A 19,798-nucleotide genomic window follows, 5' to 3' on the forward strand; every position below is an offset into this window, starting at 1 on the left:
TCTATTCCTCCTTTATAGCTTTATGAATTCCTATTGCAATATTTAAATCTTTACCAAGTTTTCTGATGTCAGATGCTGTTTGAGAAGTCTGTTCCACTGAAGTGGCAATCTCTTTTATTCCCTCTGCAATGCTTCCAATGTCCTGTGTTATATGGTCTGTAACTGAGCTCATTTCTTCTGTTGCACTGGCTATTTGCTGTATCATACTCTGCAGTTCCTGTGCTTTGTTTAATATCTGGCCAAGTATCTGTGCTGCCTTCTGGCTTAACTCAACTCCGCTTGCCACCTTCTTTGTAGCATCCTCCATAGAACCCTCTGCAACATCTACCTCACTCTGAATGCCTCTTATCATCTCCGCTATCTCATCAGTTGCCTTTGTTGTTCTCTCTGCAAGCTTACGCACTTCATCGGCAACCACAGCAAAGCCACGACCCTGCTCTCCTGCCCTTGCTGCCTCAATTGCTGCATTCAATGCAAGCAGGTTTGTCTGATCTGCAATGTCTTTAATTACTGTCACAATCTCTCCAATCTGGCGGGAACGATCTCCAAGAACATTTATTACTTCTGAAAGTTTCTGAATTGCTCCTTCTATTACTTTTATTTCATTGGCTGTGTTAAGTGTCATATCTCTTCCATCTTTAGCTACTTTTGCAGTTTCAACACTCACTTCTGCTATGTTTGAAGCATTTTTTGCTATGTCAACAACTGTCTGGCTCATTTCCTCTGCAGCACTGGCTATCTGACTGGCACGCTCTGTTTGAGATTTGAGATTACGGGATATCTCCTCTGTTGTTGCTGAAAGTTCTTCAGAAGATGAAGCAAGAGAATCAGATATCCTTTTTGATTCTGCAAAAAATTTCCTGCGTTTTAGAATAATTTCTTGTAAAATCTGACAGGCATCACCAAGTTCGTCTCTACAGTAGACATTAATGTCAACTGTGAAATCTCCTTTGTTAAGAGTGCCGAGAACTGATTTAAGTTCCATCGCTGATCTTCTAATAGATTTTGAAATGGAAATAGCAAGGGGAAATCCAATTAATATCGTAGATAAAGCAACTCCTGTAATTAGAAGGCAAATTGTTTTTATCGTAGTTAAGACATTCTCATCCTTCAATGATTGAATTTGAAAAAAAGCAATCACACCTAAAACCGCAATGAAAATAAGAGAAATAATGACAATTCCAAATCCTATACCGAGTTTTTTACCAATTGAGAGATTTACGAGCATATACCTCCTCCGTTTGTTATAAGCGTTCTATTATAACTCTTTCATTTAATTCTTTCAGCAAGCACCTGGAGTGAATGTTTTACTTCTATCTGAAGTCCTTCTTTATCAATTCCTCCACGAATCTGCATTACACAACCTGGACAGTCTGTGCAAACAAGCTTTGTTTGTGTTTTTTTAATGTTTTCAAGCTTTCTTCTCAGGATACTAACTGATATTTCAGGAAATTTTAATGAATAACTTCCACCCATGCCACAGCATGTGTCAGACTCGAACATTTCAACGAGTTTAAGTCCTGCTGAAATAAGACTCTCTCTTGGCTCCTGAAATATATTAAGACTTCTTATAAGATGGCAGGGATCATGATAGGTGAAGGTAATTTCAGGAAGTTCTTTAAATTTAATTCTGCCATCCTTTATAAGCTTATTAATTAACTCAGAGGCATCAAATACTTTTTCCGCAAGCCTTTGAGCAGAGCTTATTAATTTTTCATCGTAATTCTGTTCCTTTAAATCTTTAATAAACTGTTTTTTAAGTGCCACAGTGCATGTTGGACAGGCAGATACAATATAATCTGCATCTACACTTAATAAGGCCTCCACATTCTGTTTTGAATTGTTTGCTGCCACATCCATCACACCTGAATATCTTGCAGGTGCACCACAGCATGTTTGTTCATCCGGAAACAGAACTTCTATGCCTGCAGCATTAAGAAGCTTAACAAGAGCTTCTCCAATTTCAGGATAAGCAAAATCAATAAGGCAACCTGCAAAAAATACAGCCTTGTTTTTACATTCTGGCTGTTTAATTTTTTTGAATCTATCTCTAAAAGGAATATCAGCAATTGCAGGCAGGCTTCTTTCCTGAGTTAGTTCTGACAGAAAGAAAGGAAGATGTCTTATAAAACCTTTTGATTCAAAGGGTTTTTGAAGTTTTGAAGCTGCTCTTAATATTGAATGGAATAGTTTCCTATTGTTTACAATTGAGTAGATTGCCTTTGTTTTGAAGCTCAATCCTTCTTCTTTTGCAAGTCTTTTACGAATCTCCAGAATAAGCTCAGGAATATTTATTTTACCTGGACATACTCTAACACAGTTTCCACATTGAATACATAATCCTTGAATATCACTTGAAGCTTTAAGTCCTTCTGTCCATGCTGTAAGAATTGTTCCAATTCCACCTGTATAAACTTTACCAAAGACATGTCCACCTATAAGTCTGAATACTGGACATACATTGAGACAGGAAGCGCAGCGAATGCATTGCAGTGTTTGTTTAAAAATAGGATCCTTTGCTATCTCACTCCGTTTGTTGTCAAGCAATATTATATGAAACTCCTTTTGGGAGCCATCTATATGAATTTCAGGTTTGGTTACAAAAGATATATAACTTGTTATGAGCTGAGCTGTTGCACTTCTTGGTAAAGCTTTTATGATCGGGAATATATCTTCCAGCTTTGAAACAAGCTTTTCAACTCCTACAACTGCTACATGAATCTTTGGCAAAACCATTGTAAGACGAGCATTACCCTCATTTGTAAATATGACCAGTGTGCCTGTCTCTGCCACTGCTATATTTGCTCCTGTAATACCCATGTCTGCTGCAAGAAATTTTCTTCTTAGATGTTTTCTTGCAAATTTTACCATCTGGGCAATATCAGGTTCTACAGGCTCAACTTTTTTTGTAAAAACATCAGAAACATCATACCTTGTAAGATGTATTGCAGGAAGTACCATATGTGAAGGCCTCTGCCCTGCAAGCTGAATGATCCATTCTCCAAGATCTGTTTCATTAACTTCAATGCCATGCTCTTTAAGGTATTTATTTAAATGAATCTCCTCTGTTGCCATTGATTTTGATTTAACAATACTTTTTACATTGTTTTTCTTTGCAAGATCAATAATGTAGTTTTTTGCTTCTTCAGGATTTTTTGTATAAAAAACCTTTGCTCCATTTGCCTGGGCAGATTTAATAAAAGTTTGAACAAGCTCATCAAGATGTTCTGCCACATAGGCTTTGGCAGAGGCTATTTTTTCTCTTAATTCTTCAAAATCAAGTCCTTCATAGGCTTTACGCCTGCTTACAGCATAGGCTTCTGAAAACCTTGTTAGCGCTCCAGAAAGATTAGCATTTTGTAAAGCTTTTTTTATTTCTTCTTTAATCAATTCTTTCCTCCTAAAAATTTTCAATACAAAGAATAACAACCCTTTCAGGTCCATGAACTCCAATTGTAAGAACTCGCTCTATATCAGCAGTTCTGCTTGGACCACTTATTACTGTCATATATGGAAATTTTTTAATTTCTATCTGTTTAAATACTGACTCCATGTCAGGTAAGATCTTGTTCATTGGAAGAATTGCTATATGAATTTCAGGCAACGTAGAACAGAGTCTCTTTGAGACATTCTCTGATATTTCAACAAGACTTCCTGTCTCTGCTATACCAAAATCAACCTGATTTATCCCTATTTTTGCTGATGTTGCTGAATTAAGATCTATATTGAACTCAATCTGGGGAAGCTCTTCTTGGAAAGCATCTTTGTCAACTCCTTCAAGAAATTCTGAATCACACCATACCACTGCCTTTGAAATTTTATTTGAAGTATTCTGTTTAATAAAGTCTTTTATGAAATCAAGAGCCTCTGCTTTACTTTGAAATTTATGCACTTCTGCATTTATTGCTTCTGCTTTTTGCTTGAAAAGTTCAAACAAATTTATTCCTCCTCTTTTTTATATGACTGAGCCAATAAACTAACTGTATGCAAAACTCTGCAATTTCCATTCCATCTCTGGATTCCTTCAAAGATTTGCATCATGCAGGCAGGACATCCTGTACATACCACATCTGCTTGAGTTTGTTTTATATCCTCTGTCTTTGCCTGAGTAATTTTTAATGCAGTATCTACATGAGTTAAATGATAACTTCCACCACTTCCACAGCATGCATCAGGCTTTTTCATTTCAACCAGAGTTATTCCTGGTATCATTTTAATGAGCTGTCTTGGTTCATTAACAACTTTCATTGATTTTTTAAGATGGCAGGGATCATGATAAGTAACTTTTAGCTCTATTTTTCCTTTTGGTGGCTCAAATTTAATAATCTTTAAAAGAAATGTGGATATATCATAAACTCTTTCAGCCCACTTTTTTGCCTTTTCTTCATATTCAGAGCCTTCAAGAATTATTGGATATTCATGTTTAAGTGCACTTCCGCAAGAACCACAAACTGTAACAATATATTGAGCATTTGTTTTTTCAAAAGCATCAAGATTTTTTCTCGCAAGTTCTCTTGCTGTATCAATATCTCCATGAACCATTACTGGCATACCACAGCAGTTCTGGCTTTTGGGAGTAATTGTTTTAACATTGTTTTTCTTTAAAACATAAAGTAAATCCTCTCCAACATCAGGGTAAAAATAATTAACAGAACAACCTGTAAAAAATATGACCGTTGTCTGAGAATTTTCCACATCCACAACTTCTGAAACCTTATCTCTAAAGCTCTCTTTGCTGAGTTCTGGCAGAACAAAATCTCTATCAAATCTTTTCCCGAGATGTTTTAAAAATCCTCTGGGTGCGCGTGTTTTTTCTCCTTCTTTTGTAAGAAAAAATCCCTGCATTGCAGAAAAAGCTTTCATGCCCTTGTCAAAGAGTTCTGGATTTTTCAATAAGCCAAAAAGTGCCTTTTTCACAAAAGGAATTCCTTTTTTTCTTGCAATTGCTGCTCTCAATCCAAGTATAATTCTGTCAAACCTGACTCCAGAAGGACAGGCAAGCATGCAGGATTTGCATACAAGGCAGTTAAAGATGAGCTTTACAAGGGTTTCGTCATCTATGGTAATTTTATCATCAAGCACAGCCTCTCCAAGTGCAATTTTACCACGGGCAACTGATGATTCCTTTTTTTCTATATTATAAACAGGACAAACGGACATGCAATTTCCGCACTTCATGCATCTAAGTAGTTCTTTTTTTAATGTTTCCACATCATCAAAAACTGTCTTTGTCACTTCAGCCCTCCACAGGAACAAGTTTCCCAGGATTTAAAATATTGTCAGGATCAAGTGCCTGTTTGATTCTACGCATTGTCTCAACTCCAGCGAGACCTATTTCATTTTTGAGATATTTAAGCTTTGCAACACCAATTCCATGCTCACCAGAAAGAGTTCCACCTAAGGAGAGAGCGATCTCAAAGATTTCATCAACAGCCTTATGGAGCTTTTGCATTTCATCTTTATCTGCTGGATCCACAAGGATTGTTGGATGAAGATTTCCATCACCTGCATGTCCAAATGTTCCAATCATCAGATTATATTTTTTTGCAATATTCTGAATAGCAACCAGCATCTCAACAATTTTTGTTCTCGGTACTGTAGCATCTTCAAGAACTGTCGTAGGCTTTACCTGTGCAAGTGCTGGTAAGGCTGCTCTACGAGCTGCCCACAGGGAGTCTCTTTCAGCGTCAGTTTCCGCAATTTTATATTTACCATTGTTTTGTTTTATTATTTCCACGCATTTTTCAGCTTCCCATTCAACAGAATCTTTACCCATTCCATCAACTTCTATAAGAAGCAATGCCTCTACATCAGTAGGAAGTCCTACCTTTGCATAGTTTTCAACGGTCTGTATTGTGACATTGTCCATTATTTCAAGGGTTGCTGGAATAACATGATTACGAACAATGTCAGTGACTGTTTTACCAGCATCTTCGAGTCTGTCAAAGAAAGCAATCATTGATTTGCGATACTTTGGTGCAGGGATGAGTTTGCATATTATTTCAGTAATTATTCCCAAGGTTCCCTCTGATCCTACAAAAAGAGCTGTAAAATCGTAGGCTGTAACATTTTTCACGGTTTTTCCACCGTAACGGAAAATCTCTCCTGTTGGAAGCACTACTTCCATTCCCATGATATAATGTTTTGTTACTCCGTATTTCAATCCACGAAGTCCTCCAGAGTTTTCAGCCACTGAGCCGCCAACTGTTGCAGTTGCCATTGAGCCAGGGTCTGGTGGATAGAGAAGTCCGTATTTTGCAACTGCATTGTTTAAATCGGCGATAATAACTCCAGGCTGAACAGTTGCTGTAAGATTGTCTGGATCAATTTCAACTATTTTATTCATTTTTTGAAAGGCGATAACAACTCCTTTGCTAAGAGGAACAGGACCGCCACTGAGGCATGTTCCAGCGCCTCTTGGATAGATTGGAGTTTTTGTCTGCCTTGCAAGAAAAATTAGTTCCTGAATCTGCCTGGTATTTTCAGGAAAAACAACCACCCCCGGAATCTCCCGAGGGATCCCTGGGGTGGCATCATAACTGTATGTGATTAATTCAGCCTTATCAGTAAGAACATTTTCCGGACCAAAAATGTTTCTACACTTATTTATGAAATTGCTATCAATCATTTTACAGCTCCTCTTCCAACAACTCTTGAAATTATTACAATTAATATTGAAACAGCAAAGGTAATAATCAGATAATTAAGTCCTTCAGTAGAAGGAGTAGTTGCTGCAGATTTTGCTGCTGCAGCAGCTGCCTGTACGACCTGCTCCCAGTGAGGAATCATCCATGTAAATACATATGCCTGAAGCATTGCAAGCACACCCATGAGGAAGGTAAGGATTATGGAATGCTTGAGTGTGAATCTAAATATATCACCTTCATGTCCAACATATCCTGTTGCTGCAGTTGCAACAGCAATGGACTGCGGAGAAATCATTTTTCCAAAAACTCCACCAGAGGAATTTGTTGCCACTGTGAGAACAGGATCTATACCAATCTGACGGGCTGTAACTTCTTGAAGTTTTCCAAAAAGAGCATTTGATGATGTATCTGAACCTGTCATGAAAACTCCAAGCCAGCCAAGAAATGCTGCAAAGAATGGGAAAATCACTCCAGTTGACGCAAAGGCATAACCAAGTGTAATAGCCATTCCTGAGAAATTATAAAGATAGGCAAATCCAAGAATTGTTCCAATTGTCACAATAGGCCACTTAAGCTGATTAAGAGTTCGTCCAGCAACTCTGAGTGCTGTTCCGATTGATGCACCCATTACAGGGATTGAAAGAATTCCTGCAAAAAGAATTGCAGTTCCCGCTGCTGAAAGTACATTAAATATATAAACTGCTGGTTTTGGTTTCCCAAGATGGTCTATAATCTCTTTATCAAGACCAGTTATCGGAAATTTTATTGTTAAAAGCTGGTCAAGAGCTGCCTTTACTGGTTTAATACCCCATGCAGCAACGAAAATTGAAAGTAGAATAAAGGGTGCCCATGCTCTAAATACCTGTCCTGCAGTAAATTCAAGCTTTGCTCTTCCTGCTGCTGCTTCATGTTCAAAGGTCCAGGATTCCTTTGGATGCCATATTTTAGCAAATATTACTGTTGCAATAATAGAAACAATTGATGAAAGGATGTCTGGTAGATAAGGACCAATATAGTTAGATACTAAAAACTGTGTTAATGCAAAAGACCCACCACTTACTAAAAGAATAGGCCAGATTTCAACAGCTTTTTTCCATCCAGCCATAACAACTGCCATATAGAATGGAACAACGATACTGAAAAATGGAAGCTGTCTTCCAACCATTTTGCTCATTGCCATCATATCAACGCCAGAGACTGCTGAACCGACAACAATAGGAATTCCAATTGCACCGAAGGCAACAGGTGCTGTATTTGCAATAAGACAGATACCTGCAGCATAAATTGGATTGAATCCCAATCCTGCAAGCATTGCAGCTGAGATTGCCACAGGTGTTCCAAATCCTGCAGCACCTTCAAGAAATGCACCAAAAGAGTAAGCAATGATTACTGCCTGAACTCTTCTGTCATCGGAGATTGCAGCAAGTGAGTTCTTGATTACTTCAAACTGTTTTGTTTCAACAGAAAGATTGTAGATATAAACTGCTGTAACAACGATCCAGCAAACAGGCCAGAGCCCGAAAAGAAAACCATTAAAAACTGAAAGCACAGAAAGATTAACAGGCATTCCATAAGCAACTACTGAAATCAACATCGCAATAATAACTGCTGAAATTGCTGCCCAGTGCCCTTTCATTCTTTTGTAAGCAAGCGCCCAGAAAAGATAAAGAATTGGCACTGCCGCAACCAGAGCACTTAATGCAAGACTACCCAATGGATTGATGTCCATTTTCCAGGGCATAGTTTAACCTCCTTATTAAAATTTTTCAATAAATTATCCACAATTTAGAGAAGTTTGTAAATCAGCAAAATCCTACATAGTTGTAGGAAAATTCCTACATGGTAAGCAGAAATTCAAGAATTGCTTTTGAAGTATGGAGTCTATTTTCTGCTTGATCAAGAACAACGCTCTGAGGTCCGTCAAGAACCTCATCGGTGATTTCTTCTCCTCGGTGAGCTGGCAGGCAGTGCATAACTATTGCATCTGGTTTTGCTTTGCTGAGAAGTTTAGTGTTTACCTGAAAATTCTTTAACTTTTTTTTCTTTTCGATGCTTCCTTCTTCACCCATGCTAAGCCATACATCAGTGTAAATTACATCTGCCTGAAGTACTGCTTGCTCTGGATCGGAAAATATTTTTACCTCTGTAAAAGCTTTTGCTTTTTGCACAACCTCTTCTAAGGGCTCACATCCTTGAGGAGTTGCAATATTTATTTTAATACCAGTTAAAGCACTTGCCTCAATCAGTGAGTTTGCCACATTGTTTCCATCTCCAACATAGGCAAGTTTAATTCCTTCAAGCTTTCCTTTTTTCTCAAGAATCGTCATCATATCTGCCATTGCTTGACAGGGATGATGTTCATCAGTTAAAGCATTTATTACAGGAATTGTTGCCCATTTTGCAAACTCTTCAATTGTTTTATGAGAAAAAGTTCTGATTACTATACAATCAAGATACCTTGAAAGAACCTGTGCAGTGTCTTTTATTGTTTCTCCTCTTGAAAGCTGAAGCTCTTTTGAACTCAAACACATAGGATGCCCACCAAGTTGATAGATTGCAACATCAAAAGAAACCCTTGTTCTTGTAGAAGGCTTTTCAAAAATCATTCCAATACATTTGCCAACAAGAGAAGATTTTAAAAGATCTTTATTTGATTTAAATTCAATTGCTCTGTTTATCAATGAAAAAAACTCATCTCTTTTTAAATCCAAAACCCTGAGATAATCTCTCTTCACTGTGTGACCTCTCTCAGTGCTTTATCAAAAATACAGATTGCTTCATCAATATCATCCTTTTCAATTATCAATGGAGGAGTAAATCTTATTACAGAGCCGTCTCCTGCCAGTCCTATTAAAAGTCCCTTTTCCATACATTTTTTAACAACTGAAAGAGCATTTTGCTTTAACTGCACACCAATTAAAAGTCCTATTCCTCTTATTTCTTTAATTGTTTCTGGATATTTTTCCTGTAACGCCTTTAACTTTTTTATAAAATATTTTGAAATTCTTTGACAGTAATCCAGAAGATAGCCATCTTCAAGAACTGTCTCAAGAGTGGCCACTGCAGCAGCACAGGCAACTGGATTTCCTCCAAATGTAGAGGCATGGGTTTTCGGAGCAAAAGCCTGAGCAATTTCTTCCTTTGCAAGTATTGCTCCAATAGGGATTCCTCCGCCAAGACCTTTCGCAAGAGTCATAATGTCAGGTTGTATTTCAAAGTGTTCATAGGCAAAAAGTTTGCCTGTTCTACCAATTCCTGTCTGAATTTCATCAAGGATGAGAAGAATCTGATATTTGTCACATACTTGTCTTACTTTTTTAAAATACTCTTCATCAGGAACATAAATTCCACCCTCTGCCTGAATGGGTTCAAGAATTACAGCACAAGTTTTCTCTGTTATAGCTCTTTCTATAGCTTCAGCATCATTGAAGGGAACAAATTTTACTCCAGGAAGTAATGGCTCAAATCCGTGATGATATTTTTCCTGTCCTGTTACACTGAGGCTTCCAAAACTTCTTCCATGAAAAGAATTTTCTGCTGCAATAAATTCATAGCGTTGTTCACCAAATTTATTTTTCATGTATATTCTTGCAAGTTTAAGAGCACCCTCATTTGCTTCAGTTCCAGAATTACAGAAAAAAACTCTGTCTGCAAAGGAGTTTTCAATTAAAATTTTTGCAAGTTTTGTCTGAGGCTCTGTGTAATAAAGATTTGATACATGTATCAATCTCTGAACCTGTTTTTGGACTGCAATTACAACTTTTCTCGGACAATGTCCAAGCACATTTACAGCAATTCCAGCGAGACAATCAATATATTCTTTTCCATTGACATCCCAGACTCTTACACCCTTGCCCTTTCTCAAAACAACAGGAAATCTTGCATAGGTTGGCATTAGAAATTTTTCAGTGAATTCTATAATTTCTCTGGCTTCCATAAAGTTTTATAATACCATAAAAACGCCTGTTAATGGTATAATTTTAAATTGTGAAAAAAGAAATCAGAAAAAAAATGCTTGAACTAAGAAGCAAAATTCCGCAAGATTTAAAAATCAGAAAGGATGAAAAAATTGCTTTAAATTTTATTAACTTTTTGAAAGAAAGGCACGTAAAATCTGTCCTTCTTTACGCTTCCTTTGGAAGTGAAGTTGATACATGGAGAATTTTTGAATACTGTAAAAAACTTTCAATAAAAACCGCTTTCCCTAAGGTAAAGGAAAAATTTTTAGAAATCTACTGGGTAAAGGAACGCTCTGAACTGGCTAAAGGTTATAAATCAATTCTTGAGCCCTGTAATGCTCAAAAAGCCCAGATTGATGATATTGAAGTTATTGCTGTGCCTGGGTTGGCTTTTGACAAAAACTGCTTCAGAATTGGATATGGCGGAGGTTTTTATGATAGACTTCTTTCTAAGAAAAAAGGACTGGCAGCAGGCTTAGCCTATGAAGAGCAGGTTTTAGATCAATTACCTCTGGAATCGCATGATATAAAAGTTGATTTAATAATAACTGATGAGAGGGTGATAAACTGTGGTTAATAGAGAAAAAATTAAAAAAGGCGTAAGACTTATTATTGAAGGAATTGGAGAAGACCCTGAAAGAGATGGGATCAAGGATACTCCTGAGCGTATTGCAAGAATGTATGAAGAAATCTTTAAAGGTCTTGAACCTCCAGAGGAAGAGTTACTCAAATGCATTGAAGGTGAAACTCATGATGAAATGGTTCTTTTAAAAAATATACCCTTTTACTCAGTTTGTGAACATCATTTCTTACCATTTTTTGGATATGCCCATATTGCCTATATTCCAGATGGAAGAATTGTAGGATTAAGTGAACTTCCCAGAGCAGTTGACTATCTTGCAAAGAGACCACAGATTCAGGAAAGGCTTACAAAGGAACTTGCAAATCTCATCATGGAAAAATTAAGACCTAAAGGATGCATGGTTGTTATTGAAGCAGAGCATCTCTGTATGAGCATGAGAGGAATAAAAAAACCTGGTGCGAAAACGATTACTTCAGCTGTAAGAGGTATTTTCAGAAGAAGTCAAAAAACCAGACAGGAAGCCCTGGAATTAATAAATAAGGATAAATAGATGAGCACAGAGATTATTAATGGAAAACTTCTTGCTAGTAAAATCAAAGAAGAATTAAAAAAAGAAGTAGAAAATTTAAAAAACAAAGGAATTAATCCATGTCTTGCTGTGCTGCTTGTTGGTGAAAATAAAGCAAGTCAAAAATATGTTTCTTTTAAGGAAAAAACCTGTGGGGAATTGGGTATTGAAAGTTTAGTTTTCAGACTACCTGATGATGCAGATGAAGCAAATATAATTAAACTCATTAATGAGTTAAATGAAAACTCTCAGGTAAATGGAATACTTGTCCAGCTGCCTCTACCAAAACATTTAAATCAGCAAAAAATTTTAGAAAAAATAAATCCCTTTAAAGATGTGGACGGCTTTACTCCTTATTGTCTTGGAAGACTATTAGTTGATACTCCTTTATTTATTCCGTGTACACCAAAAGGTGTTTTAAGAATGCTTGATGAATATAAAATCAAGATCGAAGGTAAGAATGCTGTTGTTATTGGAAGAAGCATAATTGTTGGTAAGCCTCTTTCTTTGCTTTTATTGAAGAGAAATGCCACTGTCACAGTCTGCCACAGTAAGACAAAAGAGCTTCATGAGATAACAAAGAAAGCTGATATTTTATGTGTTGCCATAGGAAAGGAAAGATTTATAAACTCTTGCATGATAAAAGAAGGTGCAGTAGTTATTGACATTGGAATAAATGTTACAGCTGATGGGAAAGTTACAGGAGATGTTGATTTTGATGAAGTAAAACAAAAGGCTTCCTACATAACACCAGTTCCGGGAGGAGTTGGACCAATGACAATAGCAATGCTTATGGAAAACACAATTTATGCTGTAAAACTGCAACGAGGCTTGCTATGATTACAACTAAAAAGAAAGATTTTAAAGAAATTGAAAGATATATTGAAAATCTTGAAAGCTTTTTTCTTATTGGATGCTCAGAGTGTGCAACCCTGTGCGGAACAGGTAATGAAGAAGCGATTTTAAATTTAAAGCAATGGCTTGAAAGCAATAATAAAAAAGTAACTGGATGGATGATTGCAAAAACAGGCTGTCAGATTCTGGGAACAAAAAGACAACTTTCTCAATACAGAAAGAATATTGAGGAAGCTCAATGCATAATGGTTTTATCCTGTGGTGCTGGAACTCAAACTATTACGGAGCTTTTTGAAGAAAAACCTGTTATTCCTGTAAATGATACGCTTTTTATTGGCAACATGCGAAGATTTAGAGAATTTGAAGAAAGATGTCGCGCCTGTGGTGAATGTTTTCTTGCTATTACAGGAATTTGCGTTGTCACCCTCTGTCCAAAATCAATGCTCAATGGTCCCTGTGGAGGATATAAAGAGGGTAAATGTGAGGTTAATCCTATGAGAAAGTGCGTCTGGACAGTAGCTTACGAAATTCTTGAAAAAAGAGGAGTTGTTGAAAAATTCTATGAAAATATTTTAGGTCCAAAAGACTGGTCAAAAGCTAATTCACCAAGACAGTTTAAGGAGAAATAAATTGAGCAATCTCAAGAAAAAGCTAATGAATGGAGATTTTGTAATCACTGTAGAAATAACTCCACCTAAGGGACCTGAAATATCGCAAATGGTAAATAAATTGCAGGAATTGAAATTATTGGTTGATGCTGTAAATTTTACAGATAATCCTTCTGGCAAAATGCGAATGTGCTCTTTAGCTGCATGTAAAATTTCACTGGATTTAGGTTTTGAACCAGTGCTTCAGATGACTTGCAGAGATCGTAACAGAATTGGCATTCAATCAGATCTTCTTGGTGCCCATGCTCTTGGAATTAGAAATCTCCTTGTAATGACAGGAGACCATCCAATTTTGGGAGACCATAAAGAAGCAAAGCCTGTTTATGATATAGATTCTTCTATTCTTCTTAAAATGGTAAACAATCTTAACAGAGGAATTGCTTTGAATGGGAATGAATTAAACGGAAAAACTGATTTTTTTTACGGTGCTGTAGTAAATCCCAATGCAGATCCTCTAATGCCCCAATTGAAAAGATTTGAGCAAAAGCTAAAAATGGGTGCAGAGTTTTTTCAAACACAGATGATATTTGAGCTCGCATTACTTGAAAAATTTATGGAACATGCAGGAAAATTCAATACAAAGGTTATTGCAGGCATAGTTATTATAAGAAGTAAAAAAATGTTACACTATCTTGCCAGTAAAGTACCAGGGGTTAATGTGCCAGAGTGGTTAATAGACAGAGTTGAAAAATTAAAAGAGGATGATGTGGAAAAATTTGGACTGAATTTTTCAGCAAAATTAGTATTGGATATAATTGATAAAAAGCTCTGTCACGGTATTCACATAATGGCATTCTCAAAGGTTGAAGAAGTGAAAAATTTACTAAATTTTATTAAACTAAAATAATGGCGCTTGTAGGCATAACTTCCTTAGGAGAATATTTAGTTAAAAAAGCATTAATTACAGAGGAACAACTTTTTAATGCTCTAAAATATCAAAAAACAGAAAAAATCAGGCTTGGTGAAGCTCTTGTAAAATTAGGATATACCTCGGAAGAGCAAATTTTTTATGCATTAAGTGAAATATATGGATATCAGCTTATTCATCTTACTGCACAATCAATAGATAAAAATGTTCTTAAATTAGTTCCTGAAGAGTTTATAAAAAAATATAACTTTATTCCATTCGCTAAAACAGAAAATACTGTAAAAGTAGCCACTTCTGAACCCACGAATATGAATTACATAAAATCCATTTTAACAGGATTTAACATACAGTTTTATCTCATAAAACACAGTGAATTAACAGAAATTTTAAGCAATTTAATGAAGATAGATATTGCTGAAAAAGACTTCACAAGTTTAGTGGAAAGTGCAACTGCTCAGTCTACTGAAGATGAAACAGAGTTAAAGGAAGAAACTATTAAGCTAGAAGGTCCTATTATAAAACTGGCTGATAAAATAATTTTTGATGCATTAAAAATGAAAGCTTCTGACATTCACATCGAACCTTATGAAAAAGGTGTTTCTGTAAGATATAGAGTAGATGGTGTTCTTCATAATATATTAAATCTTCCACCTCAAATAAAAAATCCTTTGATTGCAAGATTTAAAATAATGTCTCATATTAACATCTCAGAAAAAAGAATTCCACAGGATGGAAGGATCAGATTAAAAATTTCAGGTAGAGAAATAGACTTCAGAGTATCAACTCTTCCAGTTATTCATGGAGAAAAGGTTGTTTTGAGAGTGCTTGAAAAAGGCTCACTTAAGCTTGATCTAACTCAGCTCGGGTTTGAACAGATTTCGTTAAAATTTTTTCTTGAAGCACTTGAAAAACCCTATGGAATGATACTGGTTACAGGACCAACTGGATCTGGAAAAACAACAACCCTTTATAGTGCTTTGATGAAACTCAACAAACCTGAGGTCAATATAATGACTGTTGAAGATCCTGTAGAGTACAGCTTCCCTGGAATAAATCAGGTTCAGGTAAAAGAAGATGTTGGCCGCACCTTTGCTTCTGTTTTAAGAGCTTTCTTAAGACAGGATCCTGATATAATCATGGTTGGCGAGATAAGAGATTTTGAAACAGCAGAAATTGCAGTAAAAGCAGCTCTTACAGGGCATCTTGTTTTAAGCACACTTCATACAAATAATGCTCCAAGCACTATTACAAGATTAGTAAACATGGGTATAGAGCCCTTTTTAATATCCTCTTCTGTAATTTTAATCGTAGCACAAAGATTGGTCCGAAAACTTTGCCCTCACTGTAAAAAAGAAAAACACTACTCAAAGGATGAACTTCTCCAGATGGGATTCCCTCAGGACAAAATTGAACAGGTTAAAATTTACGGAGCACAGGGATGTCCTAAGTGCAACAATACAGGATACTCAGGAAGAATCGCTTTATACGAAGTGATGCCCATTAAAGATGAAATAAAAGAGCTTATTCTGACAGGTGCTTCAGCATCAGAAATAAAAAAGAAAGCAGTTGAACTTGGAATGATAACATTAAGAAAGAGCGGAATATATAAAGTGATGAATGGAATTACATCAATTGAAGAAGTGCTTAGAATAACCTTTGAGGATTAATATGTCTGAAAAAATTTATACTGATTATCTCATCATTGGAAGCGGAGTCGCAGGCCTTAGAGCAGCAATTGAACTTGGCAGTCATGGAAATGTTCTTGTGGCAACAAAGGATTTACCTACTGAAAGCTCCACAGAATATGCTCAGGGTGGTGTGGCTGTTGCATTAAGCGATGAAGATGAGATAGGAATTCATTTTGAAGACACAATCAAAGCAGGAGACGGATTATGCAATGAAGAAGCAGTAAAAATACTTGTAAGTGAAGGACCTGAAAGAATTATGGAGCTTATTAATTGGGGAGCTGAGTTTGACAAAGAAGGCTCTAAGCTTGCTTTTACCCTGGAGGCTGCTCATTCAAGAAAAAGAATTCTTCATGCTCATGGAGACTCCACAGGAAGAGAAATAGAGAGAGTTTTGATAAACAAAGTTTCAAGCTTAGAAAGAGTTACTAAAGCCTCATTTACAATGGCTGTTGATCTTATCGTTGAAGAAGGCAGGTGTTATGGAGCACTGCTTTTAAAAGGAGACAAAATTATAAAATGTTTTTCTAAGGTAACTGTGCTTGCCACAGGTGGTGCAGGACAGGTTTATGCAAGAACAACCAACCCAAAAGTTTGCACTGGAGATGGAATGGCAATGGCTTTTCGGGCTGGTGCTCATTTAAAAGATATGGAGTTTGTTCAATTTCATCCAACAGCACTTTATGCACCAGGTATTCCTGCTTTTCTTTTAAGTGAGGCTTTAAGAGGAGAAGGTGCTCGGTTAAGAAATATTAACGGAGAATTGTTTATGAAAAATTACCACCATCTTGGAGAACTTGCACCAAGAGATGTTGTTTCAAGGTCTATAATATCTGAGATGGTAAAAACAAAATCCACACATGTATATCTTGATATGACTCATCTTGAGGAAAACTTTATTAAAAAAAGATTCCCCTCCATATACTCAACATGTTTGAGATTCAATTTTGATATAACAAAACAATGGATTCCTGTTTCACCTGCAGCTCATTTTATAATGGGAGGAGTTGAGACAGATGTCTGGGGCAGAACAAACATTGAAGGATTATTTGCAGCAGGTGAGGTAGCATGCACAGGAGTTCATGGAGCTAACAGGCTTGCAAGTAACAGTCTTCTGGAAGGACTTGTCTACGGATATCGTGCAGCATGTGCAGCCAGTGAATATGCTTACAGAAGGCAAAATATATCGAATAGCTTTGAATCAAAAATAGATAGCATAGAGGCATCAGAAATAAGTAAAATGAGAGAAGAACTAAGACAAACAATGTGGGAAAAAGTAGGAGTAATCAGATGTGGGAAATCTCTTAGCCAAGCAAAAACTAAAATTATTCCAATTTATGAAAAAATGACTGAAAAATTTTTTATTGATCCCTATACTATAGAGCTTAAAAATATGGTAGTGGTTGGCTTAATGATTACAGAGGCAGCTTTAGCAAGAAAAAACAGTGTTGGTGCACATTATAGAACTGATTACAGAGAAAAACTTCCAGGATGGGAAAAACATTTGAGAATTAGAAAAAAAGACACAACAGTTGAGGTATTTTAATCTTCATGAGAAAAGCTAAGATTGTCTGTACAATAGGTCCTTCCTCTGAACACAGAGAAATAATTAATGAGATGATAAAAAGCGGAATGGATGTTGCCAGGCTTAATTTTTCTCATGGAAACTATGAATGGTTTGAAAATGTTGTAAAAATAATTCGTGAAGAAGCGAAGAAATTAAAAAAAGCAGTAGCAATTCTCGGTGACCTTCAGGGAATTAAAATCAGAATAGGTGATGTTGAAAATGATGAAGTTCTGCTTCAGGAAGGACAAGCAGTAGAAATTTATCCTGGCAGTGAACTTTCAAATAATAAAAGAATTTTCATTTCCTATCCTCTTCTGCTTGAAGATGTTAAACCTGGCGAGGATATTTTAATAGATGATGGAATATTAAAAATCAAGATAATTGAAAAACTAAAAGATAAATTGATTGGTAAAGTTATTGAAGGAGGAGTTCTAAAGTCAAAAAAAGGGGTAAATCTTCCTTTTACAAGAACTTCTATTAGTTCTTTTACTGAAAAGGATAAATCTGATCTTGCCTTTGCTATTAAACTTGATGTGGACTATGTTGCTTTATCCTTTGTAAGAAATGCCCATGATATTGAATTAATTAAAAAATGGGCAGAGCAAAATAATATTAAACTGCCACCATTGATTGCAAAGATAGAAAAAAAAGAAGCCCTTGAAAACATTCATGAAATTCTTAATATTACCGATGGAATTATGGTAGCAAGAGGAGACCTTGGAGTTGAACTGCCACCTGAAGAAGTTCCTTTTTATCAAAAAATGCTTATAGATATTGCGAATCAGAGAAAAAAAATTGTTATAACAGCAACGCAGATGCTTGAATCAATGACAGAACATTCAAGACCAACAAGAGCAGAAGCAAGTGATGTAGCAAATGCTGTGCTTGACGGAACAGATGCATTAATGCTTTCTGCAGAAACAGCTACTGGACGATATCCTGTAGAGTCAGTCAAAACAATGAATTCAATTATAAGTTTTACTGAAAAAAATCTCTCAGATAAAATTGTGACAGCCTTTAAAGTGAGTAAATATTTTCCTGAAGCCATTGCTTCAGGTGCAGTGAAAGTAGCTCAGGATATAGAAGCAAAAGCTATTGTTGTTTTCACGCACTCAGGATTTTCAGCATTACTTATATCTAAACTTAGACCTTCTATGCCTGTGATAGCGTTTACCCCGGATGAAAAAGTGTGGAGAAGACTTTCTCTTCTGTGGAGCATTATTCCCAAACACATACCTCAAAAAATTGATATGATAGACAATCTATTTTTGAAAAAAACTGAAACAGAATTAAAAAATTTGAATATTGTCAAAAATGGAGATGCTGTTGTATTTGTGGCAAGCTCGCCTTTCTTAGGCAATAAAAATGTAGTAAGACTTCATAAGGTTGGCGATCCCTTATAAAAGTAAATCTGAATAGGGATAATTTTTAAGATATGTTATAAACTCTTCAACTGCTGGAGAAAGAATTGTATTTTTAGGTAAAACAATATAAAAATCTCTTGTTATTTTACCCTCTTTTAATTTAAGAATTCTCAGATTGCCACAAGCCACTTCTTTGCGAACAGCCCATTTTGAAAGTATAGACAATCCTATTCCTCTTTCAACTGCTTCTTTGATTGAACCTGTGCTTCCAAGAATAAGAGAAATATGCAAATCAGAAACACTGATGCCGTGTTCTGCAAGAAATTTTTCAATTATCACTCTTGTACTTGAGCCTTCTTCCCTTATTACAAAAGGTTCTTTAACAACATCATATATGGAAACAGATTTCTGGTTATTCAAAGGATGATCTGAAGAACAGATTACACACAACTCATCAGAAATAATTGAGTCAACAATAAATTTAGTTTTCCCTGGCATTTCAGAAATAATTCCAAAATCAATCATGCTTGAATTAAGCATTTCAAGAATTTTTTTAGTATTTCCAATTGACACACTCACTCTAATCTTTGGATGCCTTTTTTTGAAATCCACAGCCACTGCAGGCAAAATATAATTTCCCACAGTTGTGCCAGCCCCGATTTTTACACATCCTTTTATTAATCCTGTTATTTTACTTATTTCCTTTGCGGCTTCTGCATATAAAGTTAAAATCTGTTTCGCATATTTATAAAGTATCTCACCTGCAGGAGTCAGAGTGATACTGCCTGAAGAACGATCAAATAATTTAGTTTCATAAAGTTCTTCCAAAGCCTGAATCTGAAGGCTAACAGCCGGCTGAGTAAGATGAATAATTTCTGAAGTTTTAGAAAAACTCTTTGTTTCAGCCACTGTGCAAAATACTCTTAATTTATGATCTTCCATAAGTAAATTTATTTTAGCATAAAAATTTTTAATAGGCAAGACAAAATATACCTCATATATTGACAATTATTATCTGTCTTGTTTTATTATAT

17 protein-coding genes are annotated in these 19,798 nt (G+C 35.9%); 8 read left to right on the top strand and 9 right to left on the bottom strand.

Annotated features, from left to right (window positions below; translation table 11 throughout):
- Position 1: 1 nt before the first annotated feature.
- The 8 genes from V4D31_RS07140 to V4D31_RS07175 all read right to left on the bottom strand — a co-directional run bounded on the left by V4D31_RS07140 (position 2) and on the right by V4D31_RS07175 (position 10,584).
- Positions 2 to 1,228 carry a methyl-accepting chemotaxis protein gene (locus V4D31_RS07140; protein WP_353685761.1) on the bottom strand — a complete coding sequence of 409 codons (1,227 nt, stop codon included), beginning with the start codon at positions 1,226 to 1,228 and terminating at the stop codon, positions 2 to 4.
- Between the two features lie 41 nt (positions 1,229 to 1,269).
- On the bottom strand, positions 1,270 to 3,444 hold the full coding sequence (gene ldhH, locus V4D31_RS07145) for an L-lactate dehydrogenase (quinone) large subunit LdhH (RefSeq protein ID WP_353685762.1): 2,175 nt from the start codon (positions 3,442 to 3,444) through the stop codon (positions 1,270 to 1,272).
- Positions 3,401 to 3,937, bottom strand: coding sequence for a lactate utilization protein (locus tag V4D31_RS07150; protein ID WP_353685763.1), 537 nt, complete (start codon positions 3,935 to 3,937; stop codon positions 3,401 to 3,403). The genes ldhH and V4D31_RS07150 overlap by 44 nt, the downstream gene beginning before the upstream one ends.
- A 2-nt stretch (positions 3,938 to 3,939) precedes the next feature.
- Positions 3,940 to 5,235, bottom strand: coding sequence for a (Fe-S)-binding protein (locus V4D31_RS07155; RefSeq protein ID WP_353685764.1), 1,296 nt, complete (start codon positions 5,233 to 5,235; stop codon positions 3,940 to 3,942).
- Between the two features lies 1 nt (position 5,236).
- Positions 5,237 to 6,628 (bottom strand): FAD-linked oxidase C-terminal domain-containing protein, encoded by a 1,392-nt coding sequence (locus V4D31_RS07160; protein ID WP_353685765.1) that lies wholly within the window; start codon positions 6,626 to 6,628, stop codon positions 5,237 to 5,239.
- A complete protein-coding gene (locus V4D31_RS07165) occupies positions 6,625 to 8,388 on the bottom strand; it encodes a lactate permease LctP family transporter (protein ID WP_353685766.1) in 1,764 nt (587 codons plus the stop codon). Before V4D31_RS07165 ends, V4D31_RS07160 begins: the two co-directional genes overlap by 4 nt.
- A 94-nt stretch (positions 8,389 to 8,482) precedes the next feature.
- Positions 8,483 to 9,382, bottom strand: coding sequence for an ornithine carbamoyltransferase (gene argF / locus V4D31_RS07170; RefSeq protein ID WP_353685767.1), 900 nt, complete (start codon positions 9,380 to 9,382; stop codon positions 8,483 to 8,485).
- Positions 9,379 to 10,584 (bottom strand): acetylornithine transaminase, encoded by a 1,206-nt coding sequence (locus V4D31_RS07175; protein WP_353685768.1) that lies wholly within the window; start codon positions 10,582 to 10,584, stop codon positions 9,379 to 9,381. Before V4D31_RS07175 ends, argF begins: the two co-directional genes overlap by 4 nt.
- A gap of 50 nt (positions 10,585 to 10,634) precedes the next feature.
- Between V4D31_RS07175 and V4D31_RS07180 the strand changes: the two genes are divergently transcribed.
- From V4D31_RS07180 to pyk, 8 genes are read left to right on the top strand one after another with little or no spacing between them, the layout of a single operon-like run.
- Positions 10,635 to 11,183 carry a 5-formyltetrahydrofolate cyclo-ligase gene (locus V4D31_RS07180; RefSeq protein WP_353685769.1) on the top strand — a complete coding sequence of 183 codons (549 nt, stop codon included), beginning with the start codon at positions 10,635 to 10,637 and terminating at the stop codon, positions 11,181 to 11,183.
- Positions 11,176 to 11,739 (top strand): GTP cyclohydrolase I FolE, encoded by a 564-nt coding sequence (gene folE / locus V4D31_RS07185; protein WP_353685770.1) that lies wholly within the window; start codon positions 11,176 to 11,178, stop codon positions 11,737 to 11,739. The genes V4D31_RS07180 and folE overlap by 8 nt, the downstream gene beginning before the upstream one ends.
- Positions 11,740 to 12,597: a bifunctional methylenetetrahydrofolate dehydrogenase/methenyltetrahydrofolate cyclohydrolase FolD gene (gene folD / locus V4D31_RS07190; protein ID WP_353685771.1), complete on the top strand. Its 858-nt coding sequence runs from the start codon at positions 11,740 to 11,742 to the stop codon at positions 12,595 to 12,597.
- Complete coding sequence (locus V4D31_RS07195) at positions 12,594 to 13,241, top strand: methylenetetrahydrofolate reductase C-terminal domain-containing protein (protein ID WP_353685772.1); 648 nt, start codon at positions 12,594 to 12,596, stop codon at positions 13,239 to 13,241. Before folD ends, V4D31_RS07195 begins: the two co-directional genes overlap by 4 nt.
- Position 13,242: 1 nt before the next feature.
- Positions 13,243 to 14,127, top strand: a complete 885-nt coding sequence (locus V4D31_RS07200) for a methylenetetrahydrofolate reductase (protein ID WP_353685773.1) — start codon at positions 13,243 to 13,245, stop codon at positions 14,125 to 14,127.
- A complete protein-coding gene (gene pilB / locus V4D31_RS07205) occupies positions 14,127 to 15,815 on the top strand; it encodes a type IV-A pilus assembly ATPase PilB (protein ID WP_353685774.1) in 1,689 nt (562 codons plus the stop codon). Before V4D31_RS07200 ends, pilB begins: the two co-directional genes overlap by 1 nt.
- A gap of 1 nt (position 15,816) precedes the next feature.
- Positions 15,817 to 17,379, top strand: coding sequence for an L-aspartate oxidase (nadB, locus tag V4D31_RS07210; RefSeq protein WP_353685775.1), 1,563 nt, complete (start codon positions 15,817 to 15,819; stop codon positions 17,377 to 17,379).
- A 5-nt stretch (positions 17,380 to 17,384) separates the two neighbouring features.
- Positions 17,385 to 18,803, top strand: a complete 1,419-nt coding sequence (pyk, locus tag V4D31_RS07215; RefSeq protein WP_353685776.1) for a pyruvate kinase — start codon at positions 17,385 to 17,387, stop codon at positions 18,801 to 18,803.
- Here the strand turns inward: pyk and V4D31_RS07220 are convergent.
- Positions 18,798 to 19,706, bottom strand: coding sequence for a selenium metabolism-associated LysR family transcriptional regulator (locus V4D31_RS07220; RefSeq protein ID WP_353685777.1), 909 nt, complete (start codon positions 19,704 to 19,706; stop codon positions 18,798 to 18,800). The genes pyk and V4D31_RS07220 overlap by 6 nt on opposite strands.
- Positions 19,707 to 19,798 lie beyond the last annotated feature (92 nt).

Source organism: Thermodesulfovibrio sp. 3462-1 (genome assembly GCF_040451425.1).
Lineage (GTDB): Bacteria > Nitrospirota > Thermodesulfovibrionia > Thermodesulfovibrionales > Thermodesulfovibrionaceae > Thermodesulfovibrio > Thermodesulfovibrio obliviosus.

Excerpts from the sequence above, each read along its gene's own strand:
- ldhH (WP_353685762.1), bottom strand. The coding sequence starts at position 3,444 with ATGGACCTGAAAGGGTTGTTATTCTTTGTATTGAAAATTTTTAGGAGG.
- nadB (WP_353685775.1), top strand. The coding sequence starts at position 15,817 with ATGTCTGAAAAAATTTATACTGATTATCTCATCATTGGAAGCGGAGTC.
- V4D31_RS07140 (WP_353685761.1), bottom strand. The coding sequence starts at position 1,228 with ATGCTCGTAAATCTCTCAATTGGTAAAAAACTCGGTATAGGATTTGGA.
- V4D31_RS07165 (WP_353685766.1), bottom strand. The coding sequence starts at position 8,388 with ATGCCCTGGAAAATGGACATCAATCCATTGGGTAGTCTTGCATTAAGT.
- pilB (WP_353685774.1), top strand. The coding sequence starts at position 14,127 with ATGGCGCTTGTAGGCATAACTTCCTTAGGAGAATATTTAGTTAAAAAA.
- folD (WP_353685771.1), top strand. The coding sequence starts at position 11,740 with ATGAGCACAGAGATTATTAATGGAAAACTTCTTGCTAGTAAAATCAAA.
- V4D31_RS07175 (WP_353685768.1), bottom strand. The coding sequence starts at position 10,584 with ATGGAAGCCAGAGAAATTATAGAATTCACTGAAAAATTTCTAATGCCA.
- V4D31_RS07195 (WP_353685772.1), top strand. The coding sequence starts at position 12,594 with ATGATTACAACTAAAAAGAAAGATTTTAAAGAAATTGAAAGATATATT.
- V4D31_RS07160 (WP_353685765.1), bottom strand. The coding sequence starts at position 6,628 with ATGATTGATAGCAATTTCATAAATAAGTGTAGAAACATTTTTGGTCCG.
- V4D31_RS07220 (WP_353685777.1), bottom strand. The coding sequence starts at position 19,706 with ATGGAAGATCATAAATTAAGAGTATTTTGCACAGTGGCTGAAACAAAG.
- pyk (WP_353685776.1), top strand. The coding sequence starts at position 17,385 with ATGAGAAAAGCTAAGATTGTCTGTACAATAGGTCCTTCCTCTGAACAC.